This is a genomic window from Chryseobacterium urinae (assembly GCF_030518295.1).
In the GTDB taxonomy this organism is placed as follows: domain Bacteria; phylum Bacteroidota; class Bacteroidia; order Flavobacteriales; family Weeksellaceae; genus Chryseobacterium; species Chryseobacterium mucoviscidosis.
Genome location: NZ_JAULSJ010000021.1, coordinates 67,805 through 84,482, shown reverse-complemented (window position 1 = coordinate 84,482; position 16,678 = coordinate 67,805). Strand labels below are relative to the sequence as shown.

The following is a 16,678-nucleotide window of genomic DNA, read 5'->3' as shown; positions in this document are numbered from 1 at the left end:
GGAATACCGATCATGTTTTTACTGATCATTAACTGGTTGTTTTTTTCGTGGGCGTACTGGTAATTTGTCTCTGTGATGCTGTTATCAGGATTAGTTATTATTTGTTTTGTTATCTGATGATGAGTTGGATACAAGCTTTTATATTCTGCTTTTGTAATTACTTCATTTCCATTAAAGATATCTTTAGACTCTTTAGAATAATCCGGTTCATCAAAGTTTTTAAAATTATAATAGAAAAAATGTGCCCCTAAATAAACTTGATTTGGTCCTGTCATCATATAAGTAAAATCTTTAGGCTTTATTACTCTGTCATAATCTAAGCCATAGACTCTTTTTAAATTTTTGCCAGCAGTCATTACATTTTGGTAATCATAAACTTCTATTTTTTTGTCTGAATAATTAACAAAAATAGACTTACCATTCATAGGGTTTTCGTAACAAGGTACAGAACCTGACTGTAATCCATCTCCTATTCCGCTATTAAAAAAGCATGAACCAACATAGCTTCCCCACAAATATTTATTATCAAAACCATGCGAAATACTATTGCGTTCACCGGTAGCAGGATTTACTCTGAATTCCCTTGCTTCAGTATAGGCTATTAGCGATCCGTTCCCTGTCTGCATAGGAAATCTGCTTTGTGATGTTACAAACAATCTTCCTGGAGTTGTCTGAAGAAAGTCTAATTCAAATAATGACAACCCACTTTCTATACCTTCAGATTTGTAATCATATTCTTTTATAGTTGGATTAATATTATTTTCATAATTCTCAATTTTCTTAATTCTTAATCCTCCAAAAGGAACCTCGGTACCATATTGAGTCATTTTAGCTAAAGTTGTATCAATTACCTTATTTTTAAAACTGATCGTAGCTTCATGCTGATTATAATCGAAAACCTGAGTATAAGGAAGGTTTTTTCCTGCATATAGTTCTACCTTTAATTGTAGTCCATTAGATAGTTTATTTCTAGGTATTTCTAAAGTTCTTGTTACATTATTTCTCAGTAATGATTTAGGTATAATGATTTCATTATTGTTATCAATAACGGAATAATAAATGGAGCAACTGTTGTTTAAGGGGAGAGAGTCATCAGGATAAATACATTGATTAGTTGTTGTAAATAATTCAACTGTCTGCATTGCTTTAGTAGTTACCTGATCCGCTGAAATATTTAAAGGATACTGATATACCTTATTTAGCATCGGAGTTATATTCTCATTTGTTGAAAAGAGATGATCTTGCAGAACAAACGGAATAATATCATGAATTTTTTGCTGTTGCGAAGTATTATATTCATGAAAAACACCTCTATTACTTTCAAATTGAAATTTTGTTTTCCCTCCTGTTGGATAGAGAATTTCTTCTAAAATTCCAGCTTTTGCAAAAGCTGGTTTTACATCTCTGTTATTGTCTTCTTCCATAACTAGATCAATACTGGGTGTTAATCCCAGATTATTATCTTGTCCGTTATAATATCCCCACCAATCCCTTGCATAAGACAGCCTGTTGGGTAAAGGAAGATTATTATAACTGAATTGATATGATACAGGTTTGGGAGTTTGAGAATTGAATATGACTTTCCTCAGCATAAGCCTCTTGGAAATGTCGTTTTCATTTTCAAATCTATTGCAAGTATATTTTGGAGATACAGAAGTACTTATCATATAATCATAATCAAAAGATATTCTGTTGACTAAACCCGATTTACTTTTTATATCAATACCATTTAATTTTTTACCATATATAGTATAATCTAAACGTTCATTTTTATTGAAAGTTACTTCTCCAAAATTTCCCCAAATTCTACTTATATATAAATTTGTTCCTTTAGTTTTTGAATAGTTTGTATAAACAATATTCCTTCCATCATCAGGAAAAGCAGTTTCATCATACGCAACTGTTTTTATTTGGTTAATTAGGTCACAATCTTCATAAAGAACAGAGTCATATTCAAAATTAAGAATATGATTACTTGGACTAATAATTTTTGATAATATCCATGTACTGTTATAAATTTGATCTTTAATTGAGGTTTCTGTTCCAATAGATGTTCCTCCGATGGTATAAGTATGTTGTGCAATTATTTTATTTCCTGCAATGTATATGTATTTAAATCCTTGAGGAGTTATAATTTCCCAATTTCCGGTAGAAGAAATATAATCAATCTTATAATCCGAATCAGGAAATTGTACAATGTGACCAATGGGATGTTCTACATCTCTCTCCTGATTAACCATAAACGAAATACTTTTACCATCGGGAAGTGTTATTCTATAATCATCTGATTCTAAATCCAACTGACCATCTTTATACAGATTTCCTATAATGCTACATTGTGGACAAACGTTAGTAATTTCAGTAAGCGGAATATTTGGACCAACAGTACTTTCTATATTATAAACATTTTCGACTTTATAATTTGTTTCATAGAAAAAACCTTGCGGAAAATCATCAGGAACTTGTCTTACATTTCTAATTAAGGTTGGAACAGATAAATTCCATCCTAATCCAACCCAGGAAGCTCTTTCACCTACTGTTATTCCGGTACTGTTATAAGATAATTTAATATCAAAATTGATATCACCTTCTTGTATATTGTAAACAGGAATTGAAATATCCGGACTTCCTGTGTATAATGAAACTGGTGTTTCAAATGACTTTAAAATTGCGTTTACTTCTGGTGGCTGTGGCGTAATATTTTGGATATGATCCATTTTTTGCCCGTAAATATTTAAAAATATATTTGTAATAAGTATGGTTATTATTTTCTTCATCATATTTATTTTTTAATCATTTTAGCATTCGACGTTTTGTCATTGGTTTTCACCACCACCAGATACGCCCCCTGAATCAAAGGCTGGGTGTTGATTTTGGTGATTTTATTTTTCGTTTTTACCGTTTCAAGCTTTCTGCCACCCATGTCATACACTGCAATTTCAGCTTCAAACGCTCCCTCTCTCAAGCCCTCAAACCCAAGCTCCACATACACATAATCCGTTACCGGGTTCGGGTAGATCCTGATATCCTGCTTTTCGATCAGCTGGTCAACCTGTTTATCCCCCAGCTTCACGATCTTCCAGTTTTCTTTTCCCAATTCTTCTGCGCTGGTTCCTGCGAGTACAATCGATCCGTCACGGTTCAGCTTAATATCAGATAACCGTTCTTCTTTTTTTCGGGATTCTCCCTTCACGTGCTTTCTCCACTGCTCGTTTCCGTTCTGGTCGAGATACAGCATCCAGAAAGTCTCGTCATCATTTTCAATCCTGCCTTCCGCCTGTGTATAACCACCCAGCAGAATCCCTTTAGACTTCCCGCCTCCGTCTTCCTGCTTTCCGGCAATGACGCTCATTCCCATCAGAACATCGCGGTTTTTAAAGCTGTAGGATTTCTGCCAGAGTTCTTCGCCCCTTTCATCAATGGAGATCAACCAGAGGTCGGTGCCCTCTTCAATCCCGACGGATTTGTTTCCCGATCTTGCCGATCTGGATTCTCCTCCGATCAGGTAGCCGGTTGAAGTCAGCGCCAGTGTTCTTAGATGATCATCGCCTTTTCCCCCGAAGTTCTTTTCCCATTCCACTTTTCCGTCTTTCGAAAGTTTCACGATCCAGTAATCGCCTTCACCAAAATTGTTGCTTGTTTTTGGCTGATAGTTGATGGTTTTACTACTTCCAGCCTCCTTCTTCCCGCTTCCAGTCAAAGCTCCGCTTCTGGAATACACTCCGAGTAAAGCTCCACCATCTTTGGTAGGAATCATTTTTTCCACTTCATCCAATCCTTTTCCGCCTAAAATCAATTGGGATAGTTCCTTCCCGTTTTTATCCAGTCGTACCACCAAAACATCTTTGGAGCCGTAGCCTCTCATTTTTGGATCCTGAGCGGAGCCGAAGGATCCTGCTACAAAGAACCCCATATCCGTCGTCTGGATCACCGCCCTTGCTTCTTCGTCCGCTGTACTGCCAATCGTTTTCTGCCATAATTCATCGCCAAATTCGTTGATTCTGATAAGCCAGAAATCGCTGCCGCCTCTAGAATCCTCTTTTTTATCCAGTCCTTTTCCGCTGTAGGAAGTTCCGGCAAGAAGAAACCCTCCTTCCTGAGTGTTAACCGTTGCCGAAAGAAAATCATGGTTTTTTCCTGAGAAATATTTTTCCCAGACTTCTTCGCCCTGCTGGTTAAGCTTAACCAAATGGAAATCGTAACCGTTGTTCTGCTTTTTGTTGTCAGATGCTGGTTGATTGTTGTCAGGACGGATGCTGCTTCCGGTAATTAAATACTGTTGATCGATGGTTGTGGTGACCTGCGAAAGAAAGTCCTGCGTAGAAGACCGGATGTCTTTCTGCCAGACTACTTCCTGGGCGGAAACACCCAGAATGCTGCACAAGGTGAGCATACTCATGCCGAGTTTTTTCATGTGTCGTGTAATTTTAAAAGTTATTATAAGGTGAAAATTAAGAAAGGGAATGCTTAGAAAAATCTGGAAATCCGCATTCTTAAAGAATTGATACTGAATTTGACAGAATCTGTCCGAAATTTATTTGTTTTAATCATGGTTTTTTTAGTCTTTTTTATGCGCTTTTAGCAGCCTTGTCTTTATTAATTTTTGTTCAGAACGGTAAAAAGAAAATCTCGTCCCTTTTACTTTTCTGCAAAATTACATTTCATTAACGACAAAACATGTCGCTTTATTTTAAAGGATGCATTTTTTTTCAAACAGGTTGGAAATTATGATGAAAAATATCTTTTATGGGTGTGTTTTAATGTGCGCTTCGGCTCCGCTCAGCGTACGGTGGATGGTTTGGTTTACAATGATTTGTTTAAAATTTTATAAGAAAATAAATTTGAATCTGTTGCGCTTACATTACGTAAGTTCATTCACTTAAAAAAATAAAAATAACTATATTTATAAAAAACATGGAAAAAGTAAAAAGACGATGAGTGAACTGGTTAAATTCAAATTTTACGAAACGGCGCTTCAGGCGAACCGGGACAAACAGATTCTTGCGGAAAGCGGCATCAACAGTTTTATTGCGAACGAACAGCTAATCCAGTCGGACTGGCTGCTTTCTCAGGCAATTGGTGGAATTCAGCTTCAGGTTTTTGAAGAGGATCTTGAAAAAGCCAATCTGGCATTGAAAGATTACAAAGAAAACGAAGAATTTTCTCTGGAAGTGGAACACACCATTGCAGATCCTGAATTTGATTTCGTTTGTCCGAAATGTGGTTCTAACCATATTTACAGGGACGACAGTGCAACCAGTTTTTTCGGAATTTCGATTTTAACGAGCCATAAATTTGTCTGTTATTATTGCGGGAATGAGTTTACGCATTAATGCTTTTAGAAATTGATTTTTTTAACGCAATGATTTCTATGTTAATAAGCAAGTAAAATCTGAATTTTTTGTTGATAAAAATTCTTCCTTCGACAAATAGGGCTGTTGTCTTTTGATGACAGCCATTATTCTGTGCACCAATTTGTTTCTTATGGCGTTTAGTACACTCATCTTATTTTTGCCCTGCTCTACTTTTCTCACAAAATAAGCTTTGAGCTCCTTATCGGATCTGATGGTTGCCATGGCGGATAAATGAAGTAATTTTTTCAGCTTTTGGTTTGCCATTTTTGAGATTCGTTCTTTCTTTACAATCGTTCCGGATTGATTTTTAAAGGGAACGACTCCCGCATAACACGCCAAATGTTTTGCGTTTTCAAAATTCTTAAAATTATCTGTAATAATGATAAAATTGATGGCGGTTTGCATTCCGATCCCAGGAATGGAGACCAATAAGTCTTTGTTCTTTTTTTTCCGCCTCACTTTCAATCAGTGTCAAAAGTTGTTTCTCAATTTTCTTTATTTCTGATATAAGTGTTTTCAATGTTTTGGAAAAAGATTGGCTCAATACCTTAAATTCGAACGGATCATGGCTTTTCGCTTCTCGTAATTGGTTTTCCAACGCGGTCTTTTGTAAAAGTAGAGAATCTCTTGATTTGCTCAATACATTCATTTGCTTCACAACTTGGCAAGGTTCTTTGTATGGAAGCTTCTTGTCGTGATAACGAATAGCGTATTCTGCGATTCTTCGGGCATCTTTCCTATCATCTTTTCCGCGCAGATCACTCGATGCTTTCTTGATTTTTACGGGATGTTCAACCCAAAGCAAATAATCAGATTGGGTACAAAACAGTTCTAACGGACGGTTATAAATTCCTGTATTTTCACAACAAATCATTAATTCTTCTTTTGTTATTTTCAATAACTTCATTATGTCTTTCAAAAAAGAAAATATCTTTTGCTCCGTATTAGGAATAATCATCTCGTAAAGAATATTGTATTCAAAATCCATCAACGCACAGTCTAATTTTGATTTGGAAATATCAATTCCAATAACGTACTTTTGTTTCATAACTTTTTAAGTTTGTCATTCACAATAAGAGTTGTATCTAAGCCCTTGATAATAGGTCGCAATCCTAAATTTCTATTATGATCTTGCTCTTATAAGAAACAGGGTTCATAATCATTGCATAGGTCTTATTACCTCTGACGCAAACCGGTTCACCCTGTTTCTTGTGAATGCGTTTAGTTCTTAAATTTATTGTTTTACAAACTAAAGGGTCGCAATGTCTTTTTGAAAGTATTGTGATATTTTTCGTTTGCAAGGACGCTTCACTCAGCAAATGAGCTGTATATTTGTATTGGTATTTGTACGACAACTTAATGTTGAAAAAAGACGTTACAATTCCCCTCCTCTGGAGGGGTGGCGAAAATTCAAATGAATTTTTGACGGGGTGGTCTTTTAATATGATTGATAATTGATAATTGATAATTGATAATTGATAATTGATAATTGATGATTGATGATTGATGATTAAAAGATACAGCGAAAATCAAGAAATTAATAAAAAAAGAAAACAATAAAATATTGTGTATATTTTCCTTTCCTAAAGTCGTTTCACTCAGCAAATGACAGTATCTTTGTCATTCTTATTACATCATAAGGATAATATTGAAAAAAAGCCGTAACGATTCCCCTCCTTTGGAGGGGTGGCAAAAATTCATTTGAATTTTTGCCGGGGTGGTTTTTTATTATGATTGATAATTTATGATTGATGACTGATAAGTGATGCTTTATAATCGAAGAGGTATGAATTTTCTTTTGGAAGTAAAATATTGTACATTGGAAAATTCATGATTAATTTGTAGAAATTGTCCCTTCACTTCTCATAGCCCCGATTGAAACGGCATCCTTTTCTGTTGCGGGCGGAGAGAAGCGGAGCCCGTAACAAAAAAGATACAGTGGAAAGCGGGAAAAAGCTCCTAAAAAAAGAAAGGAAGATGGAGGATGGAAGTATACGATCGTTAAAATAAAAATTTATTAAATAATGTGAGACTGAGATTGCTTCGCCGCATTCGATTCTCGCAAAGACAAAATAGAAGAGTATGAAAATAATCTGTATAGGAAGAAATTACAGCGAACACGCAAAAGAACTGGGCAACGAAATCCCGGAAAGACCAGTCATTTTTATGAAACCGGATACAGCGGTTTTGAAGGGAAATGATTTTTACATTCCCGAATTTTCAGATGATGTGCATTACGAACTGGAAGTTGTTGTAAAAATATCAAAAGGCGGAAAATACATCCAGAAAGAAACAGCACACAAGCATTATGAGGAAATCGGGCTGGGAATAGATTTTACCGCGAGAGATCTTCAGAGTGAATTAAAATCCAAAGGATTGCCCTGGGAACTGGCGAAAGGTTTTGACGGTTCTGCAGTAGTGGGAAATTTCTTTAAAAAGGAAAATTTTAATCTGGATTCCCTGAATTTTTCTTTACTGAAGAACAAGGAAAAGGTACAGGACGGAAATACGAAGGACATGATGTTCACCATTGATGACATTATTGCTTTTGTGTCGCAGTATTTTACGTTGAGAGTGGGAGATCTTATTTTTACAGGAACTCCGAAAGGCGTAGGAAAAGTGGAAGAGAATGATATTCTGGAAGCTTATCTGGAAGATGAAAAAGTTTTAGACATCCGAATATTATAAGTAATTTAACATAACTTTTGGCATAATTTTCCTATCTTTAGTAGACAAAATTAAAGGTTATGGTAAATATTGTATTACCCGTAGATTTTGGGGACAAGATAGAACAGCTTTTGGAAGGAGCTGTAAAATTCGCTAAGCAGGTAAACGGCAGAATTTATTTAATTCATGTTGCACCTTCGGATATCGGCTTTGCGATCGGAGATATGGGATTTCAGTATTTTCCGGAAGTAGAGGAAAACGAGATTCGGGAAGAACTTGTTCAGCTGAACAAAATTCAGCAGAGAATTCTGGCGCATGAGGTAGAATGCGAACATATTCTGAAACAGGGAATCGCAAAAGATATTATTCTGGAACATGCGGAAGATAAAAAAGCAGATTTCATCGTCATGGGATCCCATGGAAGAAGCGGGATTTATGATGTTTTTGTAGGAAGTCTAACAAAAGGCATCACAAAGGATTCTAAAGTTCCTGTTCTGGTTCTTCCGATACATGACTAAAAAGTAATTTTAATCGTTAATAAAAAAGCCGACCAAATAAATTATTTGATCGGCTTTTTACTATATAACCAATTAATTAACCTTCATTTTTGTAGATTTTCGGATCGTAGTAAGGGTTCTTACCTTCCGTTGGAGAATAGTAGTCTTTATCTTTATCACCTCCAAGAGTAACTACTAAAACATAGCACCAGTAAGTGAACAGTACGCAACAAACGATAAACAGAATCCAGTTCAAAACATTACCGAAAGCATCAAAGAAACCGAAAGACCATTTGAAAACTTTGCTTAAGAATAGAAAGAAAGACGTCATTATTTTCCTTTTTTAAATTAACTTTGTACAAATTTATAAAAAATGTTTAAATTACTTTCAAAAGAAAGCAATATTTTTTCAATTCCTGTTTATATTGGTTTTCTTCTTTTAATAGTAATAACTTTTAATTTATTGAATTTCAACACTTATGAGGGGATTATTGCCGGAATTACGTTTCTGGGAATTGCTCTGGGATATTTCTGTTTTCACAGTATTGCGCTCAATTATCAGACGCATCTCCCATTATTCTTATATACTTTTTTTGTTTTCGGGCTGTATCCCGGAAATGTAGACATCGGAATTGCGGTTGCACTGCTTACCAATTCTTTTCTTTTGCTGCTTTTGACAAGTACCAATGAGGACATCCGAAAAAAATCTTATGTTCTGGTAGGCTCCATTGTTGCCCTGAATTTTATTTTTCTTCCGACAACATGGCCAATGGCTGTTTTTGTGATTATTCACGTCATTGCTACTTCTGAGAGAATAAGTCTGAATATTTTCAGGTTTTTGCTGGGAATTGTTTTAATTGTTTTCAGTTATTTTTCGGTAATGTTTTTTATTGATTTTAAAAGTTGGAATATCGATTATTTTCCTTTCGGTAAGATGAAACCGGTGACAGATTATACAGAACTTCTGCCTTTGATCCCTGTAATTGGCATGCTGATCTACGCTGTGTACGATCATTTCAGAAATTATAACAAAAAAAGCCCGATAAGCCGCTATAAATATACTTTTCTGCTTGTTTTTTCGATGGCTCAGCTGATTACGATTATTCTTTACATGAATAAAAACTACGAATATTTACTTCTTCTTGCCTTTCCTTCCACTATTATTATCAGCAGAATGCTTCGGTTTCTGCCGAAATACTGGATGCAGGAGGTCGGTTTGTGGCTGCTTATTTTCAGTTTAATCGGTTTTAAAGCCGGAACTTATTTTAATTTATTTTAAAGATTATGATTCAGATAGACGATAAATTGATCTCCGAAGATATTTTTTCTGAAGAGTTTGTGTGTAACCTTTCTAAATGTAAAGGTGCGTGTTGCGTGGAAGGAGATGTAGGTGCTCCTTTGGATAAGGACGAACTGGAAATTTTAGATTCTATTTTTGAGAAAGTGAAGCCTTATCTTACCGAAGAAGGTATTAAATCCATCGAAAAGATCGGAACATGGACGACAGATCCGATGGACGGAATGTACGTTACACCAATGGTGGAAAACCGCGAATGTGCATACGTAACTTTTGATGAAAAAGGAATTACAAAATGCGGTATTGAAAAGGCATATGAAGACGGCGCAGTAGACTGGCAAAAACCGATCTCGTGTCATCTTTATCCGATCCGTATTAAAGAATATTCTACCTTCAAAGCATTGAACTATGATGTCTGGAAGATCTGCAGCGATGCCTGTACTTTAGGAAAAGAATTGCAGGTTCCTGTGTATAAATTCCTGAAAACGCCTTTGATCCGAAAATATGGTGAAGAATTTTACGATGTTCTGAGCGAAGTGGCTGAAGAATGGAAGAAGGAGTATGGATCTTAATTTTGGGTTAGAGAGTGAGCGGGTTTTTAGGGTTTGAGAGTTTGAGGGTGTTGAGTTGTAAGGTTTTTAGGTTTTAAGATTTTTTTTAACTTTAACTGAATTGCATTCAGCCTTAACAGTAATAAAGCAAAACCGTTCTGTAAAATCTACAGAACGGTTTTTAATTGAACTTTATATCGAAAATTATTTTGCTGCTCCGGCTTTTATGACTGCTGTTTCAGCTTTAGCTTCCTCTTTTTTGGCTTTTTCCCAACCGTCTTCCGGCATCAGAGTTGCCACGATTCTGCCTTTTGTAAGATACTTCTTCGCTACATCGTGAAGATCTTTTACCGTTAAAGCTTTTACTTTTTCCTGATAGTTAAGGATTTCATATTTATCGCTTCCGTCAACCTGATTTTTGGTAAGCGCGTTCATCCAATACATATTGTCTTTCATATTGGTTTTATCATCATTGTACTCTCCTTCCTTATATTTATCAAGATCCTTTTGCTCAGGTCCTTTATCTATTAACTTCTGAAGTTCTGCAATCGCACTTTTCGTTAATTTATCAGCATTTTCCGGTCCGCAAGGGAAATTGATGCTGAAACTGTAATTACTGAACGGAACTTTGTACATTCCACCTCTTGCTCCGCCACCGTAAATTCCGCTTTCATCTTCTCTCAGTTTTTCAATCACCTTAATGGTTGCCACTTCTCCAAGAGCCTCTAAAGCCAGTGCTTCTTTTTCGTTGTAAGGCGCTTCTCCGCTGTACGCAATGGTAACCATACTTTTAGGATCTTTTCCTTTTTTGTAGACCTTAGAATAATCTCCGGTTATCTGTCTGTATCCTGTATCTTTAAAAGTAGACGTTTTTCCGTTTGAAGGAAGACTTGCAATGTATTGTAACACTTCATTTTTAAAGGTTGCCTCATCAATATTTCCTACAAAATAAAACTGGAAGTTTCCGGCATTGGAGAATTTCTCTTTATAAATGTCGTATGCTTTTTTATAATCTGTATTTGCCCATTCCTTTTCCGTAGGGATTATTCCTACAAATCTCGGGTTTTTCTGATTCATGAATTTCGCATGCTCACTGGAGAAATAAAACTGAGGATTAGACAACAGGTTATCCATCATCGCAGACTGCTTTGTTTTGTAAGCATTAAATGCATCAGGATTGTAGTTTAAGCCTGTGAAATAAGCATACATAAGCTCCATTGCTGTTCCAAGATCTTTTCTGGTCGTTCTTCCGGAAACTCCTTCCGTTACATTTCCGATGGAAGTATTTACATTAACCTGTTTTCCTGCAAGATAATTGGTAAGGTCTGCTTTAGAAAAACCATTTACACCAGCTTCAGAAAGTGCAGGAAAAGCAAACTGGGTTTTAATAAAATCGGCATCGCTAATTACAGAGCTTCCTCCTAAACTTCTCGCTGCAAAAACAATTTCATCGTCTTTAAAGTCTGTTTTCTTGAAAGTAACTTTTGCGCCATTGCTCAGCGTCCATGTTGTGGTTCCTAATTTGGCATCGTTTTCCGTTTTAGCAATCGTACCTTCAGATTTAAACGGTTTCACTAAATTTTTAATGGTAGCTTTTTCCTGATACGGCTTAAGATCTGCCATCTTCACTCCTTCAAAAGTATTCAGCACCATCGCTTCCGTCGGCATCTGAACATTGTCTTTTTTAGGACCGGTAATTACCACTACTCTGCTGTCGTCTTTTACCAGTTTTTTAATCACTTCATTGGTCTGAGCCAGCGTTACAGAAGGTAAGAATTTCTTAGTATCTTCATATTCCCATGCAATTCCCGGCATTGGTTCCTGCTCAAGGAAATTTCTTACATATTCGTCTACAAGAACATCACTTTCCGTTTTATCTCTGTTGTTGTAGGTTCTTTCGATATTAGACATTACCTGAGCTTTTGCCCTGTCTAATTCTGTCTGTGTAAACCCGAATCTTTTCGCTCTTTCCGTTTCTTCCAGAAGAACTTTTAAAGCATTAAGCTGGTTTCCGTCTTTCACCATTGCCATTCCCTGAAAAGCTTCTTTGCTTCTCGCATATGTTCCGCCGTGATAAACGTAACCGTATGTGAAAGGAGGATTGTTGGAATTTACCAATTCTCCAAGTCTGTTATTCAACATGGTGGAAGCAAGCTGTTCTACAAGACTCTGGTTGTATTGCTCTACCGTAACATCCGGCTGATAAGCCTCAGAATCTTTCATGATGAACTGAACCATAGATCTTGTAGCATCCGGATCTGTTTCCACTGCAACCAGAGTTTCCTTATGGTTCGGAAGATCGAAATTCTTTCTATCTCTAGGTTTTGAAGGATTTTTATATTTGCTGAAATTATCTTTAATTTTCTTTTCAACTTCGTCCACATTGATGTCTCCCACCACTACAATTGCCATCAGATCCGGTCTGTACCAGTCTTTATGAAACTGTCTGATGACATCCGGCTTGAAGTTTTCCAGAACATCTTTTTTTCCGATCGGAAGTCTGTTGGCGTACTGAGAGTTATACAGTAATTTCGGAAGGTATTTATCCGACATTCTTTTGTCTGCTCCTAAACCAAGCCTTAATTCTTCGAGAACAACTCCTCTTTCTTTATTGATCTGCTCATCAGAAAGGGTAGCGTTGAATGCCCAGTCTTCCATTACTTTAAGACCTGCATCCAGATTTCCCGGCTTATCTAAAGGAACAGGAAGCATATAAACCGTTTCGTCAAAGCTGGTGTAAGCGTTTAAGTGCTGTCCGAATTTTACTCCGATTGACTGTAGAAAATCAACAAGTTTATTATCCGGAAAGTTTTTAGTTCCGTTGAAGTTCATATGCTCCATGAAGTGAGCCAAACCTCTCTGGTTTTCATCCTCAAGGATAGATCCTGCATTAATTGCCAGTCTGAAGTCTACTTTCTTTTCTGGTAATGTATTTTTTCTGATGTAGTACTTCATCCCGTTTGGAAGTGTACCGGTCTTTACAGATGGATCCATTGGAATATTCTGTGCAAATGCATTGGCAGACATCAAAAAGACAACTGCAAGCGACGAAAACATTTTTTTCATAGTTGTTTCGATTATTAATTTTTATGGTTCAAAAATATGATTTATTCACTTAACGAGGAAATGTTCAAATTATTATTTAAAGTTAAATTTGAGTTAATTATCGTTAAAATTTTAAGCTAAAAAAATTGAATTTCAGAAGATAGAAAACGGCTTTAAAAGGGAAAATCCCAAGCCAAAGTAATGCAATCTTTTCTCATCAGTATGTTTTTGTGTTATAATGTGGCAAAATTAAAAATTCAACTGTTAAAGAATATTCTTTTTTAGTTAAACTTTAGTTAAAAATGTGGTATCATCAAAAAAGCCGAGCACTGCCCGGCTTTATTATGTTAAATAGCGAATTTTTTATTTAAAATCCGCATCCGTAACTCCTGAATTGATCGTTACTTTTGTCGTTTTAATAGTCATGGTCTGTCCGCCACCCTGCGCTTCAATTAAGGAAGGGAATTTAATTCCGTCTACCGTTAAATAATCTTTTGTAAACGCAGTTCCTTCTTTTGCATCTGCTTTATACAAAAGACCTGTAGAAGCATCAAAATAGAATTTTCCTTTGTCGGAAGTTAACACATTATAATCTTTTCCGTCGATTTTTTCTGTAGTAACATCTTTGAATTTGGTATAATCGTATCCTAGCGCATCAATAATTTTTCCATTCTTTAAATCTCCCAATTTATCTGCCGGAATTTCGCTTTTGTTACCCATCTGCTCCATATACCCCTTTTCGCCATCAAAATACTGAGAAGCAGCTTTCTGACCCATAAAAAACTGTTCAGATTTGAATTTATTGCCCATCTTTTTGGTCGTCATCGTGATTTCTCCCGGAAGCGCAGCCCCCGAAATTGTATTTTCCATCACAATGGATTTCACCGCTTCAAGTTTATCTTTTCCTCCAAGTGCCGTAAGATATTTATCGATAACTTCTTTTGGAGTAAGTTTAGATTTTACCGCTTCCGTTTTAGCGGGAGCAGCAGTAGTTTTTTGTGCAGCTACCGAAGTGGAAAAAAGCACAACGCAAAAAAACGGAATGATGATCTTTTTCATAAATAAAGTTTAGTGTCGTAAATATAGGAATATTAAACAAATAAATGCAGATGTTTACTCAATAAAAAAACCACTGCAAAAACAGTGGTTTTCAAATATTTATAGTAAAATAAATTACTTTTTAAGTTCTTCCAAAAACTCGTCGTGAGAAATGGCAGTTTCTTTTTTCGTTGCTTTTTCAAGGATTACATCTTTCAGTTTCGTCATCGCAACTTCAGAAGAAATCTGTCTTACCTGCTCCTGATCTTTCAACATTTCAACCGCATACTTTTGGATTTCTTCGTCTCCTAAATGGTGGATTCCGTAGATAGCCAATTGATTTCTTACCAATTGTTCAGCCTGTCCCAAAACATCACCATAGTCTAATTTAATGTCGTTATCCGTCATTAATTTTCCTTCAATGATCTGATATTTTAACTGGTTTTTCTCAGATTCAAGGATTTCTTTTGCCTGTTCTTCAGACTGGATGTTCTGGTTAGAGAACATTAACCATTTTACAAGGAATGTTTCAGGAAGCTTTACTTCTTCTTTTTCTGAAACCTGCTCCAATACTTTATTCACAAAGTGAACATCAGCATTTTGCTGGAAGTACTCGTCTAATTCAGATTTTACTTTTTCCTTAAGTTCTTCTTCAGACTTAATGTTTCCTTCTCCGTACACCTTATCGAATAATTCCTGATTAAGTTCAGCTAAGTTAAGACCGTAGAAATCTTTTACTTTTACTTCCACTTCGTTGTGGTGTAAATGCTCAACTTCTTCTTTAGAGAATCCTAATTCTTTAGCCAATTCTTCATCAGATGCAAGCGTTTCTTTAGAAACTTTTACAGAACCGTCCATTTTCAAAGATTTTACCAGTTTGAAAGCTTCTTTGTTTTCAGCAGTAATGGTAACGTTCTTTGGATGGTGGTGGTGCTCTCCTTCTGCATCTTCTTCCACAACCTGAGAAATTTCTAAAGCAATGTAAGAATCTTTATTGATTTTTTCTTGAGGAGCCTGCTCTGCAAAACGCTTCTGCATATTCTCAATACTCTTGTTGATTTCTTTTTCAGAAGCTTCTACTTTGTAGTGAGGAGCTTCATATTTAGCCAGGTCAATAGTGAATTCAGGCTCAAATCCTACTTCAAAAGCAACTTCAAGCTGATCCGCATTGTAATCGAATTCGTTTACTGGCTGTGGAACCGGCTGACCAACTAATCTTAGTTTGTTTTCGTTTACGTAGTTGTTTAAAGCATCAGAAACCTGCTTGTTGATTTCTTCAAAAGCAATACCTGCTTCATATTGTTTTCTAACCATACTCAAAGGCACTTTCCCTTTTCTGAAACCAGGAACTTGCGCATTTTTAGCATAATTAATCAATTGCTTATCAACTTTTTCTTTATAGTCAGATTTTTCCAATGTCACTGTAAGCAATGCACTTACATCATCATGGTTTTTTGCAGTAACCTTCATTATTGATTAAAATTTTAGGTTGCAAAAATATAAAATTTTTATGAAAAAATATCAATTAAAATGAACTTAAAACGCCAAATCTTATTAAATAGAAAAACCACCGGAAAAATTACGGTGGTTTTTGCTAACAAGATTAAAGATATTAAAAGGTTATTTTAATTCGTAATGGTATAGTTTGCCTGCGCATCTGTTTCTCCTCCTACCTGCGTTCCGTAGATTACTCCGTTTGTGGTTGTCTGGGAATCCTCCGTTACACTTGCCGGTTCATGGTATAAAGTAAAGATAAGCTGGCTTGTAGCAGAAGGGTTTTTAACGGCTTTGTTTACTACCCATTCTGTTTTTAATCCTACACGTTTTCCGTCTGCTCTTGTAGAAGAAGCATCGTCTGTACGCGTTAAGGTAATATCGGAATTCGGGAAATTAAATATTAAAAAATGCTCGTCTTTTGCATCCTTAATTTCCTGAGTGGCATCTTCGTTTCCGTTTTTAAACTGTGCAGTTACCTGATAGGTTTTTCCGTCGGTTAATTTAATCGCCTGAGCTCCTCCCGCTCCCATGCTATAATTATACGTTTGGGTAGTTCCCGCCGCAACATCTTTCACATTCAAAATAATGTTGGTAAGGTCTTCCTGCGGAAGATCGTCTTCTGCCGCAGATCCGTCTCTCTGACAAGATACTACGGTGATGGCGATGAATAAAACTGCTAATAATTTGATGATATTTTTAGTATTGAATAATTTCATTTTTTTAAAATTTTAA

General features: G+C 36.0%; 14 protein-coding genes. 5 read left to right on the top strand and 9 right to left on the bottom strand.

Going from position 1 to position 16,678, the window contains the following annotated elements:
* Together QWT87_RS14025 and QWT87_RS14020 are read right to left on the bottom strand one after the other, a co-directional pair.
* Nucleotides 1-2,780, bottom strand: a 2,780-nt coding sequence (locus QWT87_RS14025; RefSeq protein ID WP_302716612.1) for a hypothetical protein, incomplete at its 3' end; no start/stop codon positions are given.
* Nucleotides 2,781-2,782: 2 nt separating this feature from the next.
* On the bottom strand, nucleotides 2,783-4,414 hold the full coding sequence (locus QWT87_RS14020) for a T9SS type A sorting domain-containing protein (protein ID WP_302716610.1): 1,632 nt from the start codon (nucleotides 4,412-4,414) through the stop codon (nucleotides 2,783-2,785).
* Nucleotides 4,415-4,934: 520 nt separating this feature from the next.
* Here QWT87_RS14020 and QWT87_RS14015 point away from each other — a divergent pair.
* Nucleotides 4,935-5,333, top strand: coding sequence for a putative signal transducing protein (locus QWT87_RS14015; RefSeq protein ID WP_302716609.1), 399 nt, complete (start codon nucleotides 4,935-4,937; stop codon nucleotides 5,331-5,333).
* 36 nt (nucleotides 5,334-5,369) lie between these two features.
* Here QWT87_RS14015 and QWT87_RS14010 read toward each other — a convergent pair whose 3' ends face one another.
* Both QWT87_RS14010 and QWT87_RS14005 read right to left on the bottom strand, forming a co-directional pair.
* Nucleotides 5,370-5,759 carry an IS110 family transposase gene (locus QWT87_RS14010; protein WP_302716608.1) on the bottom strand — a complete coding sequence of 130 codons (390 nt, stop codon included), beginning with the start codon at nucleotides 5,757-5,759 and terminating at the stop codon, nucleotides 5,370-5,372.
* Nucleotides 5,722-6,402, bottom strand: a complete 681-nt coding sequence (locus QWT87_RS14005; protein WP_302716606.1) for an IS110 family transposase — start codon at nucleotides 6,400-6,402, stop codon at nucleotides 5,722-5,724. The genes QWT87_RS14010 and QWT87_RS14005 overlap by 38 nt, the downstream gene beginning before the upstream one ends.
* A gap of 1,034 nt (nucleotides 6,403-7,436) precedes the next feature.
* On the opposite strand from QWT87_RS14005, the gene QWT87_RS14000 reads away from it, so the two are divergent.
* Together QWT87_RS14000 and QWT87_RS13995 are read left to right on the top strand one after the other, a co-directional pair.
* Nucleotides 7,437-8,042 (top strand): fumarylacetoacetate hydrolase family protein, encoded by a 606-nt coding sequence (locus tag QWT87_RS14000; protein ID WP_116097578.1) that lies wholly within the window; start codon nucleotides 7,437-7,439, stop codon nucleotides 8,040-8,042.
* A 59-nt stretch (nucleotides 8,043-8,101) separates the two neighbouring features.
* Nucleotides 8,102-8,539, top strand: coding sequence for a universal stress protein (locus tag QWT87_RS13995; RefSeq protein WP_116097576.1), 438 nt, complete (start codon nucleotides 8,102-8,104; stop codon nucleotides 8,537-8,539).
* A 76-nt stretch (nucleotides 8,540-8,615) separates the two neighbouring features.
* Here QWT87_RS13995 and QWT87_RS13990 read toward each other — a convergent pair whose 3' ends face one another.
* Entirely contained in the window at nucleotides 8,616-8,849 is a 234-nt protein-coding gene (locus QWT87_RS13990) for a DUF6341 family protein (protein ID WP_087705988.1), read from the bottom strand.
* Between the two features lie 42 nt (nucleotides 8,850-8,891).
* Between QWT87_RS13990 and QWT87_RS13985 the strand changes: the two genes are divergently transcribed.
* Nucleotides 8,892-9,797 carry a DUF6427 family protein gene (locus QWT87_RS13985; RefSeq protein ID WP_185208506.1) on the top strand — a complete coding sequence of 302 codons (906 nt, stop codon included), beginning with the start codon at nucleotides 8,892-8,894 and terminating at the stop codon, nucleotides 9,795-9,797.
* Between the two features lie 5 nt (nucleotides 9,798-9,802).
* A complete protein-coding gene (locus QWT87_RS13980; RefSeq protein WP_108409666.1) occupies nucleotides 9,803-10,387 on the top strand; it encodes a DUF3109 family protein in 585 nt (194 codons plus the stop codon).
* Nucleotides 10,388-10,570: 183 nt separating this feature from the next.
* Here the strand turns inward: QWT87_RS13980 and QWT87_RS13975 are convergent, their stop codons facing one another.
* From QWT87_RS13975 to QWT87_RS13960, 4 genes are all read right to left on the bottom strand, one after another.
* Nucleotides 10,571-13,432: a M16 family metallopeptidase gene (locus QWT87_RS13975; protein ID WP_302716604.1), complete on the bottom strand. Its 2,862-nt coding sequence runs from the start codon at nucleotides 13,430-13,432 to the stop codon at nucleotides 10,571-10,573.
* 342 nt (nucleotides 13,433-13,774) lie between these two features.
* On the bottom strand, nucleotides 13,775-14,470 hold the full coding sequence (locus tag QWT87_RS13970; RefSeq protein ID WP_087705995.1) for a hypothetical protein: 696 nt from the start codon (nucleotides 14,468-14,470) through the stop codon (nucleotides 13,775-13,777).
* A gap of 114 nt (nucleotides 14,471-14,584) precedes the next feature.
* Nucleotides 14,585-15,919 (bottom strand): trigger factor, encoded by a 1,335-nt coding sequence (locus QWT87_RS13965; protein ID WP_302716602.1) that lies wholly within the window; start codon nucleotides 15,917-15,919, stop codon nucleotides 14,585-14,587.
* 155 nt (nucleotides 15,920-16,074) lie between these two features.
* Nucleotides 16,075-16,662, bottom strand: a complete 588-nt coding sequence (locus QWT87_RS13960; RefSeq protein ID WP_116097566.1) for a hypothetical protein — start codon at nucleotides 16,660-16,662, stop codon at nucleotides 16,075-16,077.
* Between the last annotated feature and the right edge of the window lie 16 nt (nucleotides 16,663-16,678).

Excerpts from the sequence above, each read along its gene's own strand:
- QWT87_RS14020 (WP_302716610.1), bottom strand. The coding sequence starts at position 4,414 with ATGAAAAAACTCGGCATGAGTATGCTCACCTTGTGCAGCATTCTGGGT.
- QWT87_RS14015 (WP_302716609.1), top strand. The coding sequence starts at position 4,935 with ATGAGTGAACTGGTTAAATTCAAATTTTACGAAACGGCGCTTCAGGCG.
- QWT87_RS14010 (WP_302716608.1), bottom strand. The coding sequence starts at position 5,759 with ATGCAAACCGCCATCAATTTTATCATTATTACAGATAATTTTAAGAAT.
- QWT87_RS14005 (WP_302716606.1), bottom strand. The coding sequence starts at position 6,402 with ATGAAACAAAAGTACGTTATTGGAATTGATATTTCCAAATCAAAATTA.
- QWT87_RS14000 (WP_116097578.1), top strand. The coding sequence starts at position 7,437 with ATGAAAATAATCTGTATAGGAAGAAATTACAGCGAACACGCAAAAGAA.
- QWT87_RS13995 (WP_116097576.1), top strand. The coding sequence starts at position 8,102 with ATGGTAAATATTGTATTACCCGTAGATTTTGGGGACAAGATAGAACAG.
- QWT87_RS13990 (WP_087705988.1), bottom strand. The coding sequence starts at position 8,849 with ATGACGTCTTTCTTTCTATTCTTAAGCAAAGTTTTCAAATGGTCTTTC.
- QWT87_RS13985 (WP_185208506.1), top strand. The coding sequence starts at position 8,892 with ATGTTTAAATTACTTTCAAAAGAAAGCAATATTTTTTCAATTCCTGTT.
- QWT87_RS13980 (WP_108409666.1), top strand. The coding sequence starts at position 9,803 with ATGATTCAGATAGACGATAAATTGATCTCCGAAGATATTTTTTCTGAA.
- QWT87_RS13975 (WP_302716604.1), bottom strand. The coding sequence starts at position 13,432 with ATGAAAAAAATGTTTTCGTCGCTTGCAGTTGTCTTTTTGATGTCTGCC.
- QWT87_RS13970 (WP_087705995.1), bottom strand. The coding sequence starts at position 14,470 with ATGAAAAAGATCATCATTCCGTTTTTTTGCGTTGTGCTTTTTTCCACT.
- QWT87_RS13965 (WP_302716602.1), bottom strand. The coding sequence starts at position 15,919 with ATGAAGGTTACTGCAAAAAACCATGATGATGTAAGTGCATTGCTTACA.
- QWT87_RS13960 (WP_116097566.1), bottom strand. The coding sequence starts at position 16,662 with ATGAAATTATTCAATACTAAAAATATCATCAAATTATTAGCAGTTTTA.